This is a genomic window from Microseira sp. BLCC-F43 (assembly GCF_041929235.1).
Taxonomy (GTDB): Bacteria; Cyanobacteriota; Cyanobacteriia; order Cyanobacteriales; family Aerosakkonemataceae; genus Microseira.
On sequence record NZ_JBHFNP010000228.1, the window covers coordinates 37,283 to 58,681 of the forward strand.

Below are 21,399 nucleotides of genomic sequence, written 5' to 3' on the forward strand. Positions count from 1 at the left end.
GAGGTCAATCGATCTGGCCTACTTAATTCTCAAAAGTGCCGCATTCCGCAACGAAAGTCGCCGCGGTCACTACCGCGTCGATTATCCCACTTCAGCTCCAAATTGGCAAGTCCACACCCTCGTACAACAAGAAAAGTGGTGGACTTCGCCTATAATTTGATTGCCGTAGGGGCGGGTTTTACCAACAATTTTTGCTGGCAACAGATAACTTAAATAAACCCGCCCCGCCTTTTAGGTTTGAACAGTTATTGTAGATTTTGATTGCCGTAGGGGCGGGTTTTACCAACAATTTTTGCTGGCAACAGATAATATCATGTCCGGTGACATCGGTAGCGTAAGGCGAGGCGGGTTTATTTATCAGGACTTACGCAAACACCAAAGTTTCTATGAAAAATCGTTGGTTTGGGAACCAGAGAATTTGAGATTGCCCGGTTGAGAAGAATTCTGTTCTGCTGATTCCCGCACCAGAAGTGAGAGCCAATCTCGATTCTGCCCCTGCCCTGCCTCGGCTAAAAACCCATCTGGTGGCCTTGGGCGAGACAGTCGATAGCATTGCCAGTCAATATAATTTGATTGGAGCGACTTTATTGGGATTCAACCCAGCTTTGAGAACGGGGGAGGGGCAAGCGGGAAGTGAAATCATTATCCAGCCGTTTAATGGCATTCGGGTAGAAGTTAAGTCCTGACTTTTTGCAGTTAACTCCAAAGTTACAAACCGAATAGCTTGGCGATCGCAGGCAACAGCGTTTTACTTGGTTCAACCAATGTAGCGATCGCAGGTAATTGTGCAAATATCCCTGTCAACATTGTGATTGCTCTTTTTGCAGCCTTTTGCATTGCTCCCTCTTTGGGATTTTGCCCTGCTTCGGCTAGTGCTTTCACCTGCTCCAACGCCTCTGCTTTATCCTCTGGCTCCAAGTTATCATCGGCTTCAATTTTAGCTTGCAGTTGTTTGAGCAACTCTGCTAATTCTGGCGCTTCTGGAACGCCGGAATTTTGCAGAGCACCAATACTGTTGTTAACAGTGCCGCTTATATTACCAACTACTCCTGTCATATCTTGACCCGCAGCAATATTACCTATGTTGCCGGTGACACCACTCACGTTAACGTTGCTGCTTTTGTCTACATTCATACCAGGTTGATTTGTAATCACCTTTGCTCCCTTCCCTCCGGCTATATTTTCAGCATTGATTTAGCCGCCACTCATTTGGAATCCTTCATTTACATTGTTACCGCTCATAACGACCTCCTTGTGTTTATTTTACTTTCTGGTATTTTTGCACTTTACCGTTCGTTAAACAGATACTTTTTCCTGTCCAACTCCCCTGTTGAAATATCATGCATTGCTATTCTTTAAGCTAGGATGTTTCAGTTGATTCCCCCTGATTATTCTGTATTATACCAGCTCCCTGAACTCCTGAAATATTTTGCTCCGTAATAGATGCTGAAACAGAAATAATCATACCATTGTTAAATATTATCGTTTTTCTTTCAGCTAACTCGTTATTTATCTAAAATTTGTCTATCGATAATTTTATGGTACATTTGCGTATCAAGTTTTTGATTGGGTATATTCTGAAGTGCTTACCATTTCACGAATGCTCTCATTCGCTGCATAATTGAAGTTAGCATTTTCTTTTATTGTACGTTTCAGTTGACGTACTTGCGCTGCTTGACTGGCTTCAGCAACAAATTGATTATAAATATTAAACGGAGACAATGGCAAACTTAATACCGTGGTAAATACAGCATCAAATAAAAAATTGCCTGTTTTTTTTAAACTTATTCCTGGAGTAACAGAGTCTATTGCTTGGCGATATTCTTGTTTAATGGGTGGTAGTAAAAAATAAATTATTTATAATAATATTTTTATTTATAAAAATATCAACAAAACTGATAATACCAGTTTTCCATTCCAATTAACTAATTGAATATGCTTGTAAAATCGAATATTATCATCAGTATTTTGGTTTAAAATTTGTTCTACAACAGAATCATCTACATGTGAATACGGGCGGCTTAAAGGTTTAGCCAGGAATCTCTTGTCATTTCTAATTTCCTGTCCATTTACACATAGTTTAAATTTTTTATTCGCTCTGTTACATGATTATATAATTATTCTAATTCTAATGCAATGATGTTTGTAGGTTGTTTTTCCTCTTCTTTTTGTCTTAGATTTAAAGAAAAAGACCATCCGGTCATATATTTACCAAAACCTACAAATGGATAATTTTTTTCTTATCCGTAAACGATAACATTATAATTCTCATGGTATTTAGTTATTTTATCAATTTTTTTATTGAAGCTATGTCTGTAATTAATTTTAGAAATATAACTCTTAAACTCTAGTCGATAAATGAGTTTATCTTGTTTAGTGTAAATCATCAATTTTTCGCAAAAAACAACTATAAAAGCTATTGTATAAGTAAATGGAAAAAAACCGAGCAAAGACAAACCTAATACAATTCCAATTGCCAGAGCTTTCCTTGATTCTAGGTCTGGTGGAAATTTGTTTTTAATTAATGTCAGCAAATCAACAGGCTTATACTAATAGCCTTTTGACGAAAAATTTTTTCAAAATAAACAGCAGCTAAAAGAACAGAAAGTGGTAATTTAGCTATAAAAAGCAGTGGGGATAATAATATGAGTAAAAGTCAAAAATCTCGCGTTATTTCTAGGTTTTTCGCTTCAAGACAGTGTCTGACTACTGTGGGCAAATCAACCCCAGGGGATACAGCAATAGCTTTATACTCATCTGCGATCAGCTCTTTTATAACCGCTTCACGAAATTGCTTATCCCGATAGGCAGCAGCGCAGAGGTATCGAGTTACATCTGTATCTTTTAAATCCATACTTTACAGTATTTTTACTGATGGGTAGGAGAAAATACTGTGTAGGTATTAATTATACACGGAAGGGAATTGATATGGGTTAAACGGAAGTTGCCCCACGGAGGGGGAAACTTTTGGTAAAAAAAATATAATACAGAGGTTCACGCTGTTATGAGGTACAGTAGCAGCAAATTACACAGCAATTTTTTATGTACCGCATACAGCGGGAACCGCTGTAACTGGTAAAACCGGCGCCTACACGCAATGGGGGCGGGTTTAAATTAACTGTCGCTGATGGCAAAATGGTTGGTAAAACCCGCCCCTAGATACAAAAAATTAACGTCCTGGCAGTGAATTTTGGAAGTTGCGCGCGCCTGTATATCCAGATAGTTCGGCGAGTTTTTCTAAAGTTTGCACGCCGGAATACAACTGACCGTTAATTTCCCAAGTTGGATAGCCGGTGATATTAGCAGCTTGGCACAGATCTGGGCGACCATTTTTGCCTTTGGGGTCGCATTCGATGTAATTTAGGTCTTCAGCAGCTTGTTTGCCAAACAGTACCTTTTGTTCGTAGCAGTGGGGACACCAATAAGCGCCGTATTCTTTAGCACCTATTTGTTTTAGATGACGCGCTAGGGCAATTTCTGCGGGGCCGGATGTGGTAGTAATGGGTGGGCTAGTTAGTCCGGCACTTGCACCAGTTCCAGTATTGGGGTTACTAGCGGTAGCATAGGCACCCAAGGAACCGATCAGCGCCACCAAACCGACTATGATGCCGATAAAAAATAGCTGTCCAATGTCTTCCCAACTGCGACCGATTAATGTGAGGATTAAAAGACTGATGGAAAAAACGACAGAAGCAAGGCAATAAATACAAAATGCCTTGATCTGAAACGCCATAAGATAGAGAAGATAGCCGCTGAAAACGACCATTGCGATCGCACCTGCAAATAATACCAGCCAAGTCCAATTTTCCAGCTGGGCGCGTAACTGTTTATTTTCTTGCGGATCGACCCGCAGCGGCACTAACGCCGCTACCATCATCGTTATATAAGCCAAGAACCCAAACAGCGATAGAGGTACGCCGAACAGTTTGGCATAATTCGACAGCAGAACGGCGTTACAGTTGATAATGCCGCTGGTGGGACAAAATGCCGCTTCTTTTAGTATCCCCAACTCGATCAGAGTTAGATAAAACGTGTTGAGGGCACCTAAGCCTGCGATCGCGGAAATTATAGGCCGCGACCAGCGATGAATCCAGGGAGTAGGACGTCTGCGAATCATAATGGAATTTTAGATTTTAGATTTCAGATTTGAGATTTTAGATTCTGGGTGACTATCCCATTTTGACCTATGCAGCCTGGTGTGCTAGAAACCCGGTTTTTTGCAAAAACCGGGTTTCTGGGCCAGGATAGTGGAATAGGCGACTCAAACCCCAAAAATCTCCCATCTCAAACCGCTAAATCTTAGTCTAGGAATGGATTTTAACCCCTGATACCGACTGGGGGTTTTCTTTGGCGGCAATGCAGCGGCGGGCGGCTTCTACAAATTGGCTGACGCGAATTGGATCGATTGGTTGATCTCGCTTTCCATGCCGTTTGAGAGAACTGGAAACAATCGCGCCATCTGCTGCTTGCATTAGGGTAGCAATATTTTCCCAGCTAGCGCCGCTGCCGATAAATACTGGCGTGCCGTTTGCTGCTGCACTTGCGAGTTCGAGATCTTCCAAACTCGGCGGGCTGCCGGTTGCCCAGCCGGATAAAATAATCCCATCGGCTAAACCCCGCTCGATCGTATCAGTGACTGCTACTGTCAGATTGGGGGCGCTCAAGGGTCTAGCGTGTTTTACCAACACATCTGCCAGTATTTTGACATCGCTGCCCAATTCGCGGCGATAGCGCAGCAGTTTATCCGCTTCGCCTTCAATTAACCCTTGATCCGTTGCCATGACGCCCGTCAGGACGTTAACGCGGATAAATTGGGCATCGACGCAGCTGGCGATCGCCATCGCGCTGCGTGCGTCGTTTCGCAGTACGTTGACCCCTAATGGCAGGGTTACCAAATTCGCGATGCGCTGGACGATCAGCGTCATGGCGCTGACGACTGCTGGGTCTACCTGACTTTTCGCAAACGGCGCGTCGAAAAAATTTTCTACCATAATGCCGTCTACGCCGCCAGATGCCAAGGCCGTCGCCTCCTGTTCCGCGCGCGCGATCGCTGCTTTCAGGCTACCTCCCCAACGGCACGACGTGGGTAGCGGCAATAAATGTACGACACCAATAATCGGGTTCGGTGTTTTGAATATCTGGTTCAAATCCACGGGTTTTCAATTGCGACCCTATAACAAAATCAACTATTTAGAATACAGGTCAGGTTGGAGCTATTCACTAAAAAATTCTCCAACTTCATCTGCCAAATTTACTATTATATCATAAACTCGCCGTTCGTGCGCGGCTTTATTCCCGTATCCGCAGAAATTTTCTTTACCTATCTTAACTGAGAGGGGCAGGGAAAGAAGACGCGGCGACGGAGAGACGCGGCGACGGGTCGAGGTTGATTGAAGATTTTCCCGCGTCCGGAGCGTCCCGGCGTCCCCGCGTCAGGAGCGTCCTCATCTCCCCATCACCCAGGAGCAAAAAAATTGTTTAGATATGTTTAGATTGTTAATTTTGCGCTACGATTCAGTAATAATGACATCGGTGCAATCTAGGGGGCGGGTTGCCGCAAGCAACTAGCTGCCCTGTTGCCGATCCCGAACCGCAGGCTCTGCGAAGTGGTTGGCAAAAGCTGTATTCAGGCGCTGGTGTCATGTCTCTTACACGACCTGACTGCCTAGTTTTGATTTGCTAATGCCCGATACCACAAGCTCGAAGCCAACTATTGCTATCTCCCATTTAGGTTGCGAAAAGAACCGGATCGACACCGAACATATGCTGGGTCTGCTTGTCGCAGCAGGATACCAGGTAGATTCTAATGAAGAATTAGCCGACTACGTTATTGTAAACACTTGCAGCTTTATCCAGGCGGCGCGGGAAGAATCCGTCCGGACTCTGGTAGAACTGGCGGAAGCCAACAAAAAAATAGTGATCGCAGGCTGCATGGCACAACACTTCCAAGCGCAACTGCTGGAAGAAATACCCGAAGCAGTTGCAGTAGTGGGAAGTGGTGATTATAACAAAATCGTAGAAGTAATTCAACGAGCCGAAACGGGAGAACGAGTCCAGGAAGTTTCTGCGGAACCTACGTATATAGCGGATGAAACGACGCCGCGCTATCGTACTACCCCGGAGGCAGTCGCTTACGTGCGAATTGCCGAAGGGTGCGATTACCGCTGCGCGTTCTGCATCATTCCGCATCTGCGGGGGAATCAGCGCTCGCGTTCAATAGAATCGATTGTCGCAGAAGCGGAGCAACTAGCATCCGAAGGCGTGAAAGAAATTATCTTAATTTCTCAAATTACGACTAACTACGGCTTGGACTTGTACGGCAAACCGCAACTAGCCGAACTGTTGCGCGCCTTGGGTAAAGTAGATATACCCTGGATACGAATGCACTACGCCTATCCAACTGGCCTCACGCCCGACGTAATCCGGGCAATCCAGGAAGTGCCGAACATCTTGCCCTACCTGGATCTCCCCTTGCAGCACTCGCATCCGGAAATATTGCGTGGGATGAATCGTCCCTGGCAAGGGCAAGTAAATGATAAGATTATAGAAAGGATAAAAACAGCGCTACCACAGGCGACTCTGCGAACAACATTTATCGTCGGGTTTCCAGGGGAGACGGACGAACACTTTGAACACCTGGTAGAGTTTGTCGAGCGCCACGAGTTCGACCATGTAGGTGTTTTCACCTTCTCCCCAGAAGAAGGAACCCCAGCCTATAATTTGCCGAATCAATTATCCCAATCAGTAATGGATGAGCGTCGGGATAGACTGATGCGCGTTCAGCAGCCCATTTCATTAAAGAAAAATCAAGCCGAAGTGGGCAAGTGTGTGGATGTTCTGATGGAACAGGAAAATCCGGAAACTGGGGAATTAATCGGTCGCAGCGCCCGATTTTCTCCAGAAGTGGATGGCCTTGTTTACGTTCGGGGTGACGCCCGCTTGGGGTCGATGGCGCGAGTGAAAATCGCAGACGCCGACGTTTACGACCTCTACGGAACAGTCATCGGTTAGCTGCGATTGGTAATGGGTAATCGGTAATTGGCGATCGCTTAATCGCCGATTGCTGTTCGCCCATCACTGAATGACAACTGACCGGGGCGGGTTTATATAAATTGTCGATAATTGCTTAGACAATTGGTAAAACCCATACCGTAACAACTTACAACTGACAACTTAGAACTAAAAAGGATTCAATGACTCTAACCTTCAGAAACTTAGGGATCTCGGAAGCACGTGCTGAGCATCTCGAAAAAAATGGACTGACAACGCCCACACAAATCCAATCGCAAGCAATCCCTCAATTGCTAGCAGGTCGGGATGTGGTCGGTCAGTCGCAAACAGGAACAGGGAAAACGGCAGCGTTTTCGTTGCCGATTTTGGAACGGATTGATGTAAGTCGGACTGAAGTCCAAGCCTTGATTCTAACACCAACCCGCGAATTAGCGGTGCAAGTTTGTCAGGCGATTCGCGATTTTAATATCGATCGTCAGATGTGGATTTTGCCAGTATACGGCGGTCAAGCAATCGAGCGCCAAACCCGTCGCCTCAAACAAGGGGTCCACATCGTCGTGGGAACGCCGGGACGAATCATCGACTTGATGGAACGGGGCGAACTGAAACTAAACACAGTCAGCTGGTTGGTATTAGATGAAGCCGATGAAATGCTGAGCATGGGCTTTATCGACGATGTAGAAAAAATCCTCAAGCAAGTTCCCAGCGAACGGCAAACGGCGTTTTTCTCGGCGACAATGCCGCCAGTGATTCGGGAATTAGTGGCGAAATTCTTGCGCTCGCCCGTTACCGTCTCGGTAGAACAGCCGAAAGCTGCACCCAAACAAATCAACCAAGTCGCTTATACAATTCCCCGTGGCTGGACGAAAGCCCGTGCCTTGCAGCCTATTTTAGAACTGGAAGACCCGGAATCGGCAATTATTTTCGTCCGCACGCGCCGCGCCGCCGCCGAACTGACCAACCAATTGCAAGCAGCTGGCTGGGGTGTAGATGAATACCACGGCGACCTCAACCAACAAGCGCGGGAACGTTTGTTAATGAGGTTCCGCAACAAGCAAGTACGGATGATAGTTGCTACCGATATCGCCGCGCGCGGATTGGATGTGGATCATCTCAGCCACGTGATTAACTACGATTTACCCGATAGCGTCGAAAACTACGTCCACCGCATCGGACGGACAGGACGCGCCGGACGCACAGGAACCGCAATTTCGATCATTGAACCATTCGATCGGCGCAAGTTGCGGTTAATTGAACGCCACGTGCGGCAAAACTTGATCGTGCGGTCGATTCCGACGCGATCGCAAATTGAAGCGCGCCAATTAGAGAAACTGCAACAACAAGTGCGGGAAGCTTTAGTTGGGGAACGCATGGCTTCTTTCCTACCGCTAGTGGCTCAATTAGCAGAGGAGTATGAAGTACATGCGATCGCAGCTGCTGCATTGCAAATGGCTTACGATCAAACCCGTCCCGCCTGGATGCGGTCAGAAGATTACATGCCAGAAGAAGAAGTGGCGAATTCCAAGCCCAAACCAATTATCAAACGGGCGCGGACTGTTGCACCCAAAGTTGAACTTGGCAAGTAATAAAAGCTGCCAATTGTTGTGAGAAATCATTAGAAAGAGGGGGAGATAAAGAAAGGTTATCTCCCCATTTTTTATTAGACATGTTGCCAAAATATGTCGGGCGGGCAAGATGCCCACCCCACAAGATCTTTTTGGTTTTGTGGGGTGGGCGACACGAGCAGCCTTCACAGTATGTAGGGTGCGTTAACGCAGTGTAACGCACCATCTCCACCAGATCTGGAGTTGCTGCGTAAGTCCTGAAGATTTTTGGGGTTGTGTGGGGTGGGCGACACGAGCAGCCTTCATAGAAACCCGGTTTCTTTGGGGAATTCAAAGCAATTACCCAAGGAAACCTGGCAATATCAGTTCTAAAATATAACTATGGAAAGTGACCTATCATTAGAAAACTACGACCAATTTCTACGCGATCTTAAAGAGCGTATCCAAAACGCTAAAATACGAGCAGCAGTTGCAGTCAACCGCGAACTTGTCTTGCTTTACTGGCAAATTGGACGGGAAATTCTCACTCGTCAGCAACAGCAAGGATGGGGAGCCAAAGTCATTAATCGGTTGGCAAAAGACTTGCAGAAATCCTTCCCAGAGATGAAAGGATTTTCTCCACGCAACCTTAAATATATGCGGGCATTTGCGGAGGCATACCCTGATGAGCAATTTGTGCAGCAGCTTGCTGCACAAATTCCCTGGTTTCATAATTGTACCCTGCTGGACAAAGTTAAAGACCCAACAGAACGCCTTTGGTATATCCAACAAACGATTCAGTATGGCTGGAGTCGCAGCATCCTTACCCATCAGATTGAAAGTAAGTTATATCATCGGCAAGGAACAGCAACAACTAACTTTAGTCAAACCCTTCAAGAGCCGCAATCGGACTTAGCACAGCAGATTTTAAAAGACCCATACAATTTTGATTTTCTCAGTTTAGGGAAAGAGGCACAGGAAAGAGATATAGAAAATGCTTTAGTCGCTCGCATCCGAGATTTTTTACTGGAATTGGGAGTAGGATTTGCTTTTGTTGGCAGCCAGTATCCGATTGAAGTGAGCGGGAAACAATACCGCATTGATTTGCTGTTTTATCACTTTCGCCTTCATTGTTTTGTAGTAATTGACCTGAAAACAGTAGAGTTTGAACCAGAGTTTTCAGGCCAGATGAATTTCTATGTTTCCGCAATAGATGACCTTTGACGCGGTTCGGGATATCAACCGACGATTCGCATTATTATTTTTTAATAAATATAAAACTATCGTCGAGTATGCCCGGCGGGATATAAACAAACCGATTGGTATTTCAACTTATCAGCTTCAAGCAGTATTGCCGGAACAATTACAAGGCAGTTTACCTACGATTGAAGAGTTGGAACTAGAATTAAATACCGCCGCTTGGGAAATAGAAGTAGAAACTGACGATTGATTTTAAATTTTTTTCATCTTTTGTAGGATGCGTTAAGGTAGCGCAGGACACCAAAAACTTTGTAAAAGGTGCGTTACGCTGTCGCTAACGCACCCTACTGCTTTTCCCCTGCAACGTCGATACATTTTGTTACACCGTATAAATTTGCAAAGTTGCATTGCCTGTACCGGATCGCCAATGCTATGATTTGTTTTATTTTTAGCAAGGGGAAATAAACTGATTTCTCTTCAACCAGGCATTTCTAGTGATTGAAATGGCGGATTTGTTCGCCTGCGATTTGCAATAGCAAGATTTTTTATCCCAGGGTGTGCAGTGAAAGTTGTGTTAGAAATGCTCGGATTTTGGGAATTCTGATACCCAAGGACGAACGGACTTAAATAGCAAGGAATTTGAGGAAATGAAATTACGATTTTTAGGCTTAGTGGCACTGGCTGCCCTGGGTAGCTGTACCATAGGAACGCAACAAAGTCAAGCGCAAAGCACCACCTTCGTCTGTGGTGTCAGCGGCGGTAAACCTGCTACCATCGCGCAAACACCACGGGGTAACGTTCCCGTGATTGTTTGGGTTTCCGAACACTTCAGCCGTGCGGGTTTTGACCCTCAAACGCGCTGCGAAGACGTTTCGGCAAGATTCCAAAGTTTCTACAACCAAGGTGCTTTGAACTTTATCACCGCCGGGGTAGTAAACGGTCAACAAGTTGTCTGCGCCACGGGTGCAGCAGGTGGTGCTTGCAATAACAGTAACGTCTTGTTTACCCTCAAACCCCGCGAAAGCGCTGCCCGCGTGATTCAAAGGCTGCATCAAGTTCGTAGCGGTGCATCGGGGCCATTGTTTGAAAGCACCAGACGCAGCAGTTCCATTAACGTCAGCGATTTTCTCAACAACGCCCCGGTTGATGGGAGTGCATCTGCTGGCAGTCCGCAGCCGAGTGCTGCACCTGCGGTGAGTCAGCCAAGTTCTCAACCTAGTGGCGGTTCGGCTTGGTAGGGGTGCGCCAGAAACCCGGTTTTTTGGAAAAACCGGGTTTCTTAGCCTCGCTTTCTCAGCGAGAACAGCGAGAACAGCCTGGAAATAAATTTCCGGCTGAAAGCTAAAACCCGTTAAAACGGGTTGAAATTATCCCAGTCAGTTTCAACGGACTTTCGCTATTCGCCTGGAAAATTGGTTTCCGGGCGGGGTGGCGGGAAGAGAAAAAAGTTAAGTATCTCACTAATCTCCCATTAAGCCTACATGGATTGGCGTTTCCTCATGCTTATCACCTGTATTGGCAGTTGCCTGATGCTGCCACTACAGGCATTACCTGTAAATATTTCTGCCCCAGCAAGTACCCACAGGCGAGATGTCGCATCTCTCCAACAGCTAGCCAAAGCTATTACCGTCAAAGTGCTTTCAGGGGATACTTGGGGGTCGGGGATTCTGATTCGCAGGCAAGGACAAGTTTACACCGTCCTGACTAACGACCACGTGCTGACTCCGGGTGGGGGAAAATCCTATCGCATTCAAACTCCCGATGGGCGCATCTACCCAGCAGCGGTATTGGGGGCAGATAAGTTTCCAGGTAACGATTTGGGGTTATTGCAGTTTCGCAGTGGTGCTACTTACCGATTGGCTTCGTTAGGGGCTGATTCAACTCTTGCGGTGGGGGATGAAGTGTTTGCCGCTGGGTTTCCGGTGGAAACAACCGGATTTTCCTTCACGACGGGGCAAATTTCCTTGTTGCTCGATCGCGCTCTAGAGGGAGGATATCAGATTGGCTATACGAATGATATCCAAAAAGGCATGAGTGGGGGGCCGGTATTAAATCGGTGGGGCGAGGTGGTGGGAATTAATGCGATGCACGCTTATCCGCTGTGGGGAAATCCTTATGTATTTAAGGATGGTTCTGTGCCTTCGGCGGCGATGCAGCAGCAAATGATGCAACTGAGTTGGGCGGTGCCGGTGGGGACTTTTTTGCAATTGAGTGGGCGAATGGTGGTTGCTCCCCATCCGGTTATTTTAGAGCCGAAATTGCCTCGTTTGCCGCTGCCGACGTTGCTTTGGTAAAAGACACTGAATGAGAAAATAAACGAGATACCGACCGAGAACGAGTAAACTCGCGGCTACACCAACAAAGCCTGCCGACCCAGGCTGAAGATGAAAAAGGAGATGGAATTATGAGATTTTATGATGGGCTTCCGGCTGTATTGGCTGGTACTGGGATTGTTAGTGCGATCGTTGTGATGCAACCTACGGCGGCAGTTGCTTTAAGTGGGGAGCAAATTAACAATATTGCCCGCGAGGTTACGGTTTTAATTAAAGGTAAAGAAGGACATGGTTCGGGGGTAATTGTTTCCAAAAATGGCAATACTTATTATGTGCTGACGGCAGAGCATGTGGTGGGGGAAGAAGATGATTACAAAATCGTCACCGCCGACAAACAAGCGTATCAACTCGATTTCAGTAAAGTGAAGCGATTGGCTGGGGTTGATTTAGCCGTTGTGGAGTTTACCAGCGATAAAAATTACCAAGTCGCAAAGCTAGCAAATTCCGACACTTTAACTGAAGGAAAGCCGGTTTTTGTGTCTGGATGGCCTCGTTTAACGACAGTAGGAAATGCAGCAGGCGGGCAACTAATTCGTCAATTTACCGATGGGCGGATTTCTGGGTTTTTACCTCAAGCTTTACAGGGGTACAAAATAATTTACACCAATACTACTTTAGCGGGGATGAGTGGGGGGCCGGTTTTAGATGCAGGCGGGCGTGTGATTGGCATTCACGGGTTAGGCGATACTGAAGATCCTCGGCGATTACAAGCAGAAGGATTTAGCCGGGAAGCGGCTAATAGTATTGCGGGTTTAATTAAGCCTGGGTTTAATTATGCGATTCCGATTAATACTTTTCTGCAAGGTGCAGCCCAATCGGGTTTGTATTTGGCGTTGCAGGTAGAGAATTCGCCTGCACCGGAGTTGGGTGCGCCTTATGTGGCAAGTGCTGCGCCAGATAAACGGGACACGATTGACAATATTAATGATGTTTTGAATACGGTTCGGCGGGTGACTGACACGATTCAAAGGGTTCGCAATATTTTGCCTTTTTAGGTGGTTGGTTTTGGGGTGCGATCGCTTTTGATCCCCCCCTGCCCCCCTTAAACAAAGGGGGGAGAATGAGGAAGCGATCGCTCTTTTATTCTTTTGTTATTGTGTTGTGAGGCGGCTTATGCATCGGATGAGATTTTGGGCGATCGGACTGATTAGTTTTTTCTCGATTACGGCTGGTTCGTTATTGCATCGAATTCTTGCTGTTTCCCTCTGCGGTGTGCTTGGTTTTAACTCAACTGTCTGCTATTTGGGTGATAGCAGTCGAGTCAATGCTGCTGAGGTTTTGGGAAGGGGAGAAAAGGAAGCGATCGTTGCTCAAGGTGTCGATATTTTTCGCAATGATGGGGGGAGTCCTCCTGCACCGAATGTCGATATTTTTGCGCCGCCGAATCCTACAAGTCCTCAACTTGATACACCCAATCCGAATCAACCTATTCAGCCCCAACTCCAAACTGATAATAACTCTTTATCTGGTATTTGGCTTTACAGCCTTTACGAGTCACCATCTGAAGAGAATATTTTATACATGTACATGTTAAAAATTCTACAAGATGGTGACAAATATTCCAGATATATTTGTCATGAAAATTGTGGTTAAATTCAGCATTATCTCAACAATAATGAAGAGCATATACCCAGAAATGAAGCAGCCATTTTAGAATATGATGACATCTCTATAGAGACATTATAAAGCAGGGATGGTCAAGTAACTTGGGTTGAAATCAGGGACAAGAGTAACGAAGTATCTGTTTACTTTGTGATGGCAAGAATAACATCTACTGTTTCTCTTGATTAAAATAATGCAAAACAATTTTACCCACAAACACCGGATTTTGACAATCCCAGTAATTATTGGAATAAGTCTCCGTTAACAAATGATAAGTTTGAAACTCGACCTCCCAATCAAGTTAAATATAAACCTCCTTCTGAAAATATCAGCAAAGTAATCCGACAAACACGCGGCACATTTCTGAGAGATTTAAAAGCAATCGGAGTAAGAACGTCTAGATTTTTGAGTAGGAATGCAAGACCAATTATTGAAAAGTTAACTCAATTGCGAGTTCCAGCATCTTCAAGTGAAACATTGGTAAGAACTACACAAGTATTAAGAACAGGAGGTTCAGCAATTGTTAGTAATTTACAAAGATCTGCTGCCACCATTAGTAGTAGGCTTGGAGCATTATCTGTTGCTGCGACATTGACTGGCGCAATTGCAGCAATTGTTGGAACAGTTTATTGGACTACCGCTTGGTGTATAGAAAATCCTATATCTTGCGAAAAATTATTGCGTAATCCAGCAGCTACGGCGGATGCTGTGGTAGAAGAAATAAAAAAACAGGTGTTTAACTATGGTGCAATAACAGGTAAACCGCAACATCCTGGTAGGCAGTCTTTCACCTGGACTCCAGATCCTAGACTCAGGGCTGACAACTTTAAGCCAGAATTGATAGCCCAAAGCTTAGAGAGTGAATTTGAAACTTACGCCAAGCATCTCAGACAGAAAGAAAGCAGTAACTCTCAAGAAAACCGCATTGCTCAGTTTAGGATACCAGGTATTCCTAATATTCCTGGTCTTCCTGGTGGAACAGGCATTATCAAAGATGCTGTTTTGACCCAAGTTGTCGGACAACTGGGTGGCTTTATCGAAAATGAGCGTCCATTTTCTACCAGTTTCAAAGATATTTACCCCACAGTTTCTGCTCCTCCTGGTGGTGAATTCAGACCTTCTCCAGCCAATCTCCAAGTATTCTCTCAAGCGTTGCGCGAGTCGAATGGTAGCCCGGATCTTCTGTTACCTCCGGGAGATTACGAAATACCAGGACAAGTGTTTTGTTTCAAACCTCGAAGCTATGGCCCTCAAAGAGAAGGTGCTTATCCTCTAGCTCCGATTAAAGGCAAACAAGCTGCACCCCTAATTGCGCTCAACTCACGACACATTGCTGCTGGCATTCCTCATCATGCGGCCCAAGTGCTTTCTTGGGACATTCAACTAGGCGTGAAATATGAGGATATGTCACCGACAAGTCGGGCAATTGTAGACAAAATTCTGCCAGAGTTCCGTCAGCAGTTGTCTCGGAGTTTCTGGGAAGATTTACAGGTTAAATGGAGACAAATTTCTAACACAATTCCGGGTGTTCCCTCTTTCGATAGCGTGATAGGTAAGCTACCCGGTGAAGTTGGTCAAATCCTCAATACTTACCAACAAGCTCGTGCATCTTTACAACAATATCGGGATAACTTCGACCAGCTACAAAACGAAATGGTTTTCGCTGGTAATGCACCTAGCGATCCGTCAGATTCTAGATATCCTCGCGGCATTTGGAGCCAGATTAACGAACGAGTTTATGCTCGTCTATTACCCACAACTTTTAATGGCCCTGCATCGATGCAAATTCGCGTGTTAGATGCAAACGGTAATGTTGGACAACCCAGCAATTCCTGAAGCCATGTCTGCTGCAAAAGCTGCTTGGGCTGCTGGTCAACAGGGCAAGTTCTGGGAATACCACGACGCCCTATTTTCCCAGCAAGATAAATTAGGTGAGGCGTTGTATCTGGAAATTGCCCAAAACCTGAATCTGGACATGGAGAAATTTGAGCGCGATCGCACTCTCACCAACAATGCGATCGCACCCGATATCCAGCTAGCTGAAAACCTGGGAATTTCCGGCACACCCTTCTTTGTGATGAATGGCGAAATATTTTCCGGTGCTGTTCAACTATCAGATATCGAGGAAATATTGAACCGCGTGAAGTAATAAGAGCTAAATCCCCGACTTCTTTGTCCCAGAAACCCGGTTTTTCTAAAAAACCGGGTTTCTTTTGCCGCAAGCGATACGTGCTAACGCACACGCTACGCGATCGCTACCGCCTACCCACGACGTATTTGAGATGCGATCGCCTCCTCTCTCTTCCAGCAATTAGATACCCATGCGATCGCTTACCCCCTCAAATTTAACCAACTTTCAAAGATACTTGAGATGGTGGCAAATTAGGTACGCCATAGTCGGTATAGGCTCTTAATTCCGGCGGCTGAAGTCCTAAAACAATTGACTTTGGAGGAATTCCTGCTGCTACTAATTCCTCGGCAATTAGGCGATCGGTATTATTTTCTTGAATCCATACCTGAGAGTCAATAATATCAACGTGCATGATGCAATCGTGAACTCTTTTTCCCTCCATCCACCCTATAGAAATTAGCATGTAGCGCTCCTGCTCTAAATCGAAAATTGTTTGACTTTGTACCTCACCGCCAAAATCAAAAAAAGCAGCATATTCATTCAGCATTTGCTTAACAACCTGGCGATAAAATTCTACGTTATCCATTGAACAATATCCTCCGCTTCGGGATTAAAAATTATTAGTTTAAGCCGCTTATTCTCCAACAAAATATCCCCAAACCTCTCTCCTTCAAATAGATTCTCAAAAGCAATAATAGGAATTGCTAAATATAGCTCTCTTTCTGGTTCGTTTCGTTGTAAAATATCGTTATATAGAATGTATTGACCCAAAGCCTGCTCTAAATCTGCAATTCTAGATTCACTGAGAAAACTTTTAACTTCAACTGCTATCTTCCGGTGATTTTGCTCAGCAGCAATTAACCGTTCTGCACCCAGATCGACAGATAAATTTCGCTTTGCCCATTTTAATGGCAATGGGTCGTGAGTAATTGTCCAGCCAGCTTTCACAAGTGCCTGTTTCACAGTTTGATGATACAAGTCTTTCGCTGACACTTTTACTCCTTTTTTACTACCCGGCTTTGATTGTAGCAAAGCTCAAACGCGACCAGCTAGCTGAAAAACTCTTAATTTCCGGCACACCCTTCTTTGTGATGAATGGCGAAATATTTTCCGGTGCTGTTCAACTATCAGATATCGAGGAAATATTGAACCGCGTGAAGTAATCTTTGCTAAATCCCCGATTTCTTGGTGACAGAAACCCGGTTTTTTAGAAAAACCGGGTTTCTTTGGCGTCGCGCCCTCGCTACCGCCTACCCACGACGTATTTGAGATGCGATCGCGCAGCGCATATGTTGGAATCGCTTCTGACTCTGCTACCATTAACCTCAGACATTCTCCTGGACTGAGGTCATGGCTATTGACTAATTCATCCGATGAAATCTCCAATTCTCTTGAACCTCAAGACGAAAAAGCCGCCTTGATTGCCTCACTCAAACAAGCTGGAATTAAGCATACACCAGAGAAAATCCTGCAAATCGCCAAACTCCCCGACGGGAAAATTGTTTTCTTAGAAACTGGCGATTCCAGATCGGGTTTACAACATATTTTGAACAACCATAAAAATCAGTTTGCCGAAAAAGGAATTGTTGAAGCAGAAATTCCTAATGCGGTAGTCGCTGCTGTCAGCCAAGGAACTATCGTAGGCTATCAATCCCCTAACAGACCGATTTATGAGATACAATTTAAAGGTATAATTCAGAGAATTGCTGTAACAGTAGGCAGCAATGGTTATATTGTCTGTGCTAATCCTCGTTCTGTTTAAAAGAGGAGATAAAAAACAATGAAAAAAATTAAAATCAAGCTGATGACAGATTACTTTTCCCATCCTTTATGGGGACTAGATCCCGATCGTATTGGAGACATCGATCCGAAAACATTGCCACTGTCTCAAGAAACTATCGGGCGTTTAGAACAGTGGGCGGCTAGTTACAATGCAATTTTGAATCAGGACGATCCAGCCTCATCAGGTTTCGAGAGTCCGCAAAAAGAAGAAGCTTTTGAACAAGAAGGCATAAGTTTATGGTTGCAAATACGTGAAGAACTTCCCTCAAACTATGAAGTTTGGTATTTTAGCGATCGCCTCCAAAGAGAAGTCTCCGATCCGAAGGAGTTAATGGCTGTTATATAAGCGGAAAAAAACGATCGGCATCCTTTACTCCACCATGCCAGAAACCCGGTTTTTTAGAAAAACCGGGTTTCTTTTGCTTGCGCGATCGCTACCCACTACCCACGACGTATTTTAGATGCGATCGCTTAAGCTAAAATCGTAAATATCTCCCAATCAAGTACCAAACATGAGTACAGTTCAACTCGAAATTCCGGAAGAAGTATTAATCAGCCTCAAAGAAACCCCCGAAACAATTGCCAGAGAACTACAAATATTAGCAGCCGTAAAACTATTTGAACTCGGTAAATTATCATCAGGACGTGCTGCTCAATTAGCCGGTATGTCGCGAGTCCAATTCCTTCTTTTACTTGGACAATATCAGGTATCTCCCTTTTCCTTAACTACTGAAGAATTAGAGCGAGATGTGAATAATGCCTGAAACAACAGTCATCGTTAACACTTCGCCATTGCTCTATCTTCACTAAGTCGGACACCTGCAATTGCTCCAACAATTGTACGGCACAATTATTGTCCCCCCGGCTGTGCCACAAGAACTAGAAGTTGGTAAGCTTCAAGGAGTGGATGTTCCAGAAATCAACTCGATTGAATGGATTCAAATTCGTCCCGTTGCTTCAGCAACACTTATTCCTGCCGTAATTGATTTAGGACAAGGTGAAGCTGAGGTGCTGGCTTTGGGTTGACAAACAACTAACAGTTAAACTATCTGCTTGATGAAAATGTAGACCCCAACTATAAAATACAAATTCTTCGCCGCAATCCCGATTTAGTCGTGTGAGTAGTTGGAGAACCACACACCCCACTCAAGAAAACTTTAGATCCAGAAATCCTCTTATGGTGTGAACAACAAGATTTTGTCTTAGTTACCAATAACCGCACCTCTATGCTTGTTCACTTGAACGAACACATTGCCCAAAATCGTCATATTCCTGGGATTTTATTTTCAATTACAAGCTGAGTATGGGGTAAAATATTGATGAATTAGTATTCATTGCTCAACCAGCTTTTGAAAATGAATGTTAAGACAAAATTGTTCATTTGCCTCATACTTATTCATTGTAATAACAGTAAGTAATTTTGTTGATTGTTGCAAATAACTCAATTATCTGATGAAATACTGTTAGTTAGATGCTCCAATACTACTAACTAATCAACCTAAAACTTAGTGGCGATCTGGTGTTATACTATTTATACAAAAACCCGGTTTCTTAGAGAAACCGGGTTTCTCAAGATTCATAACTCACAAAGTATGTTCGGCAAAAAACAAACGTTTACCTTATTTCTATTACTACTCGCACTGGGCTTAATTACCGGCATTTTAAAACTAGCAACCGCCCAAAACAACTCACCAACAACGCCAGATCGACCCACACCTGAAATGATAGTCCAACAGGGGGAAGTTCGCGCTTTACCTGGCAAGTTAGATACGATACCAATGTTTAACAGCAACAGTCCAGAATGGTTGAAAACAGAAGGAATTTTACTCTCTACTTTTCCCCCAACTGGAAAAGCTGTCCCTCAAGCGCACCTCAACTTTCCTTTTTCTGGACGCTTTGATATATTCGCCCACCACCAAACGATTAATCCTAAGGATTTGCAGACGTTTTATCTGGGAATTATTTTGCATAATCCCGGTTCTCAATCTGTAACGGTAGAAGTTTTACAAGCGGCGACTTCTCTCACACAAGATGCACCTTATATTGTGTTGCCAAATTATGTGGAAAATCCAGATAATACGGTTTATGCTGGACCTGGCGATCGCATATCTCTAGACATCCTCCAAAACAAGCGACAAACTGAGTTTCCCTCCCGCTTAATTATCCCACCGGGTCAATACCGGATGTTATTAAATCATCCCATGCCTGTTAAAAATGCAGAAAGAAATCTCAATGGTCGGTCTACTTTGATGCGGTTGCAAAGTAATGGTAAGGTTTATGCAGCCAGTTTAGCCGCATTTGCTAAGAAAAATACCGATGGAAGCGAACGCGCACCTATACTAGAAGAATGGATATCTTTACTCAATACCGCAAGTTTAGCCCTCCCCCGCGATAAAACTCCTACCCCTCCCCAACAAATTGGGGGACAATTAATTTATGGTCGCGTTGCTGGGGTGGCGCAAGGTTCGGTTTGGAAGGCAGTATTAAGCGATTCTACTAACTCGAACAATCTGACAATTCCCCAACCCGGAAAAGCCATTTCTTATGCCATTAATACGCTGCGAGGTGGGCGCTTAGGTACAAGTCAAATTCAAACTGCACCCATGCTAGTACGCTATCCGGATACAGCCTACGAAGCTCACGGGAATTATGCTGTTGAATATAACATCAGTTTGCCGCTTTATAACCCCACAAATCAACCTCAAACTGTTACTTTAACTTGGGAAACGCCTGTGAAAGAAGATAAATTAAGTCAAGGCGGGTTGCGCTTCCGAAAACCATCGCTAGATTTCCCATTTTTTCGAGGAAGCGTGCGGTTGCGCTACACTAGCGACAAGGGACAGATAAACACTCGCTACGTACATTTATGGCATCGCACGGGACAAGTTTTAGAACCCTTGGAAACCATAGTAATTTTACCACAAACTCGCCGTTCTGTACAGTTAGATTTTATTTATCCACCCGATTCAACGCCGCCGCAAGTGCTGACAGTTAGAACCAATAGCCAATAGGGTATTAGAAAACAGGTTTATACCATTTATCTAACAAATTGCTACAAATAGTTTCTCGCTTGTAGTAAGCACTCTTGTGCTTACTACAAACTTATGGCGATCTGATATAAACAAATCAGATATAATTTGAATAGGGATTGTTGATTGATTCCGAGGCGGCCTATGTCTTACAGCGAATTCACAACGATTAGTAAGGCGGTTGAAGCTTTCAGTCTCAGCATTATAGAAAACCGATTTTTTCCAGAGGTTGCTCCTATCTCCCCTTCTGCTATTTTGGCAGGATACTTGGAAGACACCTTGCCTCTAGTAGCTGCTGGGAGTGAAAAAGCTCGTTCTGAAGGTATTATTTACCCAGTATTAGTAGAAGTCAGGCGCCGACTCAATAAGCAAATTTCTGTGTTTTATGGGGAAGATTTTAACGTTGATGAAACTGTGGGACTGAATGGGGTTGTTGATTTTTTGATTAGCCGTTCTCCACAAATCATTGCAATTCAATCTCCGGTTGCGGTAATCGTAGAAGCGAAAAAAGCCGATCTAAAAATGGGGTATGGTCAGTGCGTTGCTGAAATGGTGGCAGCACAACGATTTAATCAGGCAAAAAATCAACCCATTGCTGCAATTTATGGCTGCATCAGTAGCGGCACTCAATGGCGTTTTCTCAAGCTAGAAGGCACGACAGTTACAATTGACTTGAGGGATTACCCCCTTCCCCCAGTTGAGCAAATTTTGGCATTCCTGGTGTGGATGGTACAAGAGGGTTAGAAACTTACTCCAAGAAACCCGGT

General features: G+C 44.6%; 25 protein-coding genes and 1 pseudogene. 19 read left to right on the forward strand and 7 right to left on the reverse strand.

The features are described from left to right. The first annotated feature begins 13 nt into the window (after window positions 1-13). Both ACE1CM_RS30370 and ACE1CM_RS30375 read left to right on the forward strand, forming a co-directional pair. Complete coding sequence (locus ACE1CM_RS30370; RefSeq protein WP_374882614.1) at window positions 14-160, forward strand: hypothetical protein; 147 nt, start codon at window positions 14-16, stop codon at window positions 158-160. A 310-nt stretch (window positions 161-470) separates the two neighbouring features. Continuing rightward, window positions 471-686: a hypothetical protein gene (locus tag ACE1CM_RS30375; RefSeq protein WP_374882575.1), complete on the forward strand. Its 216-nt coding sequence runs from the start codon at window positions 471-473 to the stop codon at window positions 684-686. A 22-nt stretch (window positions 687-708) separates the two neighbouring features. Here the strand turns inward: ACE1CM_RS30375 and ACE1CM_RS30380 are convergent, their stop codons facing one another. From ACE1CM_RS30380 to btpA, 5 genes are all read right to left on the reverse strand, one after another. Then, window positions 709-1,155, reverse strand: coding sequence for a hypothetical protein (locus tag ACE1CM_RS30380; RefSeq protein WP_374882576.1), 447 nt, complete (start codon window positions 1,153-1,155; stop codon window positions 709-711). 399 nt (window positions 1,156-1,554) lie between these two features. Then, window positions 1,555-1,728 (reverse strand): hypothetical protein, encoded by a 174-nt coding sequence (locus tag ACE1CM_RS30385; RefSeq protein WP_374882577.1) that lies wholly within the window; start codon window positions 1,726-1,728, stop codon window positions 1,555-1,557. A 928-nt stretch (window positions 1,729-2,656) separates the two neighbouring features. Further along, on the reverse strand, window positions 2,657-2,854 hold the full coding sequence (locus ACE1CM_RS30390) for a hypothetical protein (protein WP_374882578.1): 198 nt from the start codon (window positions 2,852-2,854) through the stop codon (window positions 2,657-2,659). Window positions 2,855-3,169: 315 nt separating this feature from the next. Beyond that, complete coding sequence (locus ACE1CM_RS30395; RefSeq protein WP_374882579.1) at window positions 3,170-4,117, reverse strand: vitamin K epoxide reductase family protein; 948 nt, start codon at window positions 4,115-4,117, stop codon at window positions 3,170-3,172. A gap of 187 nt (window positions 4,118-4,304) precedes the next feature. After that, entirely contained in the window at window positions 4,305-5,153 is an 849-nt protein-coding gene (gene btpA / locus ACE1CM_RS30400) for a photosystem I biogenesis protein BtpA (protein ID WP_374882580.1), read from the reverse strand. A 529-nt stretch (window positions 5,154-5,682) separates the two neighbouring features. Between btpA and rimO the strand changes: the two genes are divergently transcribed. The 10 genes and pseudogenes from rimO to ACE1CM_RS30450 form a co-directional block, all read left to right on the forward strand. After that, window positions 5,683-7,011: a 30S ribosomal protein S12 methylthiotransferase RimO gene (rimO, locus tag ACE1CM_RS30405; protein ID WP_374882581.1), complete on the forward strand. Its 1,329-nt coding sequence runs from the start codon at window positions 5,683-5,685 to the stop codon at window positions 7,009-7,011. 182 nt (window positions 7,012-7,193) lie between these two features. Beyond that, window positions 7,194-8,597 carry a DEAD/DEAH box helicase gene (locus tag ACE1CM_RS30410; RefSeq protein ID WP_374882582.1) on the forward strand — a complete coding sequence of 468 codons (1,404 nt, stop codon included), beginning with the start codon at window positions 7,194-7,196 and terminating at the stop codon, window positions 8,595-8,597. Between the two features lie 360 nt (window positions 8,598-8,957). Continuing rightward, window positions 8,958-9,779 carry a YhcG family protein gene (locus ACE1CM_RS30415; protein WP_374882583.1) on the forward strand — a complete coding sequence of 274 codons (822 nt, stop codon included), beginning with the start codon at window positions 8,958-8,960 and terminating at the stop codon, window positions 9,777-9,779. After that, the gene (locus ACE1CM_RS30420; RefSeq protein ID WP_374882584.1) at window positions 9,769-10,005 is read left to right on the forward strand and encodes a hypothetical protein; all 237 of its coding nucleotides are present in this window, start codon (window positions 9,769-9,771) and stop codon (window positions 10,003-10,005) included. The genes ACE1CM_RS30415 and ACE1CM_RS30420 overlap by 11 nt, the downstream gene beginning before the upstream one ends. 397 nt (window positions 10,006-10,402) lie before the next feature. After that, window positions 10,403-10,993 carry a COP23 domain-containing protein gene (locus tag ACE1CM_RS30425; RefSeq protein ID WP_374882586.1) on the forward strand — a complete coding sequence of 197 codons (591 nt, stop codon included), beginning with the start codon at window positions 10,403-10,405 and terminating at the stop codon, window positions 10,991-10,993. Between the two features lie 261 nt (window positions 10,994-11,254). Beyond that, the gene (locus ACE1CM_RS30430; RefSeq protein ID WP_374882587.1) at window positions 11,255-12,049 is read left to right on the forward strand and encodes a serine protease; all 795 of its coding nucleotides are present in this window, start codon (window positions 11,255-11,257) and stop codon (window positions 12,047-12,049) included. Window positions 12,050-12,159: 110 nt separating this feature from the next. After that, a complete protein-coding gene (locus ACE1CM_RS30435; protein ID WP_374882589.1) occupies window positions 12,160-13,083 on the forward strand; it encodes a serine protease in 924 nt (307 codons plus the stop codon). 118 nt (window positions 13,084-13,201) lie between these two features. Beyond that, window positions 13,202-13,681 (forward strand): hypothetical protein, encoded by a 480-nt coding sequence (locus ACE1CM_RS30440; protein WP_374882590.1) that lies wholly within the window; start codon window positions 13,202-13,204, stop codon window positions 13,679-13,681. A 486-nt stretch (window positions 13,682-14,167) separates the two neighbouring features. Further along, entirely contained in the window at window positions 14,168-15,526 is a 1,359-nt protein-coding gene (locus ACE1CM_RS30445; protein WP_374882591.1) for a hypothetical protein, read from the forward strand. After that, a pseudogene (locus ACE1CM_RS30450) lies at window positions 15,522-15,839 on the forward strand (DsbA family protein); the annotation flags it as partial. The gene ACE1CM_RS30445 and the pseudogene ACE1CM_RS30450, both read left to right, overlap by 5 nt. Window positions 15,840-16,035: 196 nt before the next feature. On the opposite strand, the gene ACE1CM_RS30455 reads toward ACE1CM_RS30450, so the two are convergent. Both ACE1CM_RS30455 and ACE1CM_RS30460 read right to left on the reverse strand, forming a co-directional pair. Then, the gene (locus ACE1CM_RS30455) at window positions 16,036-16,407 is read right to left on the reverse strand and encodes a XisI protein (protein ID WP_374882593.1); all 372 of its coding nucleotides are present in this window, start codon (window positions 16,405-16,407) and stop codon (window positions 16,036-16,038) included. Next, complete coding sequence (locus ACE1CM_RS30460; RefSeq protein ID WP_374882594.1) at window positions 16,395-16,814, reverse strand: element excision factor XisH family protein; 420 nt, start codon at window positions 16,812-16,814, stop codon at window positions 16,395-16,397. Before ACE1CM_RS30460 ends, ACE1CM_RS30455 begins: the two co-directional genes overlap by 13 nt. Window positions 16,815-16,840: 26 nt before the next feature. Here ACE1CM_RS30460 and ACE1CM_RS30465 point away from each other — a divergent pair, with 26 nt between their 5' ends. The 7 genes from ACE1CM_RS30465 (at window position 16,841) to ACE1CM_RS30495 (ending at window position 21,376) form a co-directional block, all read left to right on the forward strand. Further along, complete coding sequence (locus ACE1CM_RS30465) at window positions 16,841-16,984, forward strand: DsbA family protein (RefSeq protein ID WP_374882596.1); 144 nt, start codon at window positions 16,841-16,843, stop codon at window positions 16,982-16,984. Window positions 16,985-17,091: 107 nt separating this feature from the next. Further along, complete coding sequence (locus ACE1CM_RS30470; protein ID WP_374882597.1) at window positions 17,092-17,583, forward strand: hypothetical protein; 492 nt, start codon at window positions 17,092-17,094, stop codon at window positions 17,581-17,583. An 18-nt stretch (window positions 17,584-17,601) separates the two neighbouring features. Then, on the forward strand, window positions 17,602-17,949 hold the full coding sequence (locus ACE1CM_RS30475; protein ID WP_374882598.1) for a hypothetical protein: 348 nt from the start codon (window positions 17,602-17,604) through the stop codon (window positions 17,947-17,949). Window positions 17,950-18,115: 166 nt separating this feature from the next. After that, window positions 18,116-18,367, forward strand: a complete 252-nt coding sequence (locus tag ACE1CM_RS30480) for a UPF0175 family protein (protein WP_374882599.1) — start codon at window positions 18,116-18,118, stop codon at window positions 18,365-18,367. Window positions 18,368-18,428: 61 nt separating this feature from the next. After that, window positions 18,429-18,629 (forward strand): hypothetical protein, encoded by a 201-nt coding sequence (locus ACE1CM_RS30485; RefSeq protein ID WP_374882600.1) that lies wholly within the window; start codon window positions 18,429-18,431, stop codon window positions 18,627-18,629. 566 nt (window positions 18,630-19,195) lie between these two features. After that, window positions 19,196-20,614 (forward strand): DUF3370 domain-containing protein, encoded by a 1,419-nt coding sequence (locus tag ACE1CM_RS30490; RefSeq protein ID WP_374882601.1) that lies wholly within the window; start codon window positions 19,196-19,198, stop codon window positions 20,612-20,614. A 162-nt stretch (window positions 20,615-20,776) separates the two neighbouring features. Continuing rightward, window positions 20,777-21,376 (forward strand): hypothetical protein, encoded by a 600-nt coding sequence (locus ACE1CM_RS30495; protein ID WP_374882602.1) that lies wholly within the window; start codon window positions 20,777-20,779, stop codon window positions 21,374-21,376. The last annotated feature ends 23 nt before the right edge of the window (window positions 21,377-21,399 follow it).

What these genes read in the sequence shown, in the direction of transcription:
- ACE1CM_RS30390 (WP_374882578.1), bottom strand. Translation starts at nt 2,854, where the DNA reads ATGGATTTAAAAGATACAGATGTAACTCGATACCTCTGCGCTGCTGCC.
- ACE1CM_RS30395 (WP_374882579.1), bottom strand. Translation starts at nt 4,117, where the DNA reads ATGATTCGCAGACGTCCTACTCCCTGGATTCATCGCTGGTCGCGGCCT.
- rimO (WP_374882581.1), top strand. Translation starts at nt 5,683, where the DNA reads ATGCCCGATACCACAAGCTCGAAGCCAACTATTGCTATCTCCCATTTA.
- ACE1CM_RS30410 (WP_374882582.1), top strand. Translation starts at nt 7,194, where the DNA reads ATGACTCTAACCTTCAGAAACTTAGGGATCTCGGAAGCACGTGCTGAG.
- ACE1CM_RS30415 (WP_374882583.1), top strand. Translation starts at nt 8,958, where the DNA reads ATGGAAAGTGACCTATCATTAGAAAACTACGACCAATTTCTACGCGAT.
- ACE1CM_RS30420 (WP_374882584.1), top strand. Translation starts at nt 9,769, where the DNA reads ATGACCTTTGACGCGGTTCGGGATATCAACCGACGATTCGCATTATTA.
- ACE1CM_RS30425 (WP_374882586.1), top strand. Translation starts at nt 10,403, where the DNA reads ATGAAATTACGATTTTTAGGCTTAGTGGCACTGGCTGCCCTGGGTAGC.
- ACE1CM_RS30430 (WP_374882587.1), top strand. Translation starts at nt 11,255, where the DNA reads ATGCTTATCACCTGTATTGGCAGTTGCCTGATGCTGCCACTACAGGCA.
- ACE1CM_RS30435 (WP_374882589.1), top strand. Translation starts at nt 12,160, where the DNA reads ATGAGATTTTATGATGGGCTTCCGGCTGTATTGGCTGGTACTGGGATT.
- ACE1CM_RS30440 (WP_374882590.1), top strand. Translation starts at nt 13,202, where the DNA reads ATGCATCGGATGAGATTTTGGGCGATCGGACTGATTAGTTTTTTCTCG.
- ACE1CM_RS30455 (WP_374882593.1), bottom strand. Translation starts at nt 16,407, where the DNA reads ATGGATAACGTAGAATTTTATCGCCAGGTTGTTAAGCAAATGCTGAAT.
- ACE1CM_RS30470 (WP_374882597.1), top strand. Translation starts at nt 17,092, where the DNA reads ATGCGATCGCGCAGCGCATATGTTGGAATCGCTTCTGACTCTGCTACC.
- ACE1CM_RS30475 (WP_374882598.1), top strand. Translation starts at nt 17,602, where the DNA reads ATGAAAAAAATTAAAATCAAGCTGATGACAGATTACTTTTCCCATCCT.
- ACE1CM_RS30480 (WP_374882599.1), top strand. Translation starts at nt 18,116, where the DNA reads ATGAGTACAGTTCAACTCGAAATTCCGGAAGAAGTATTAATCAGCCTC.
- ACE1CM_RS30490 (WP_374882601.1), top strand. Translation starts at nt 19,196, where the DNA reads ATGTTCGGCAAAAAACAAACGTTTACCTTATTTCTATTACTACTCGCA.
- ACE1CM_RS30495 (WP_374882602.1), top strand. Translation starts at nt 20,777, where the DNA reads ATGTCTTACAGCGAATTCACAACGATTAGTAAGGCGGTTGAAGCTTTC.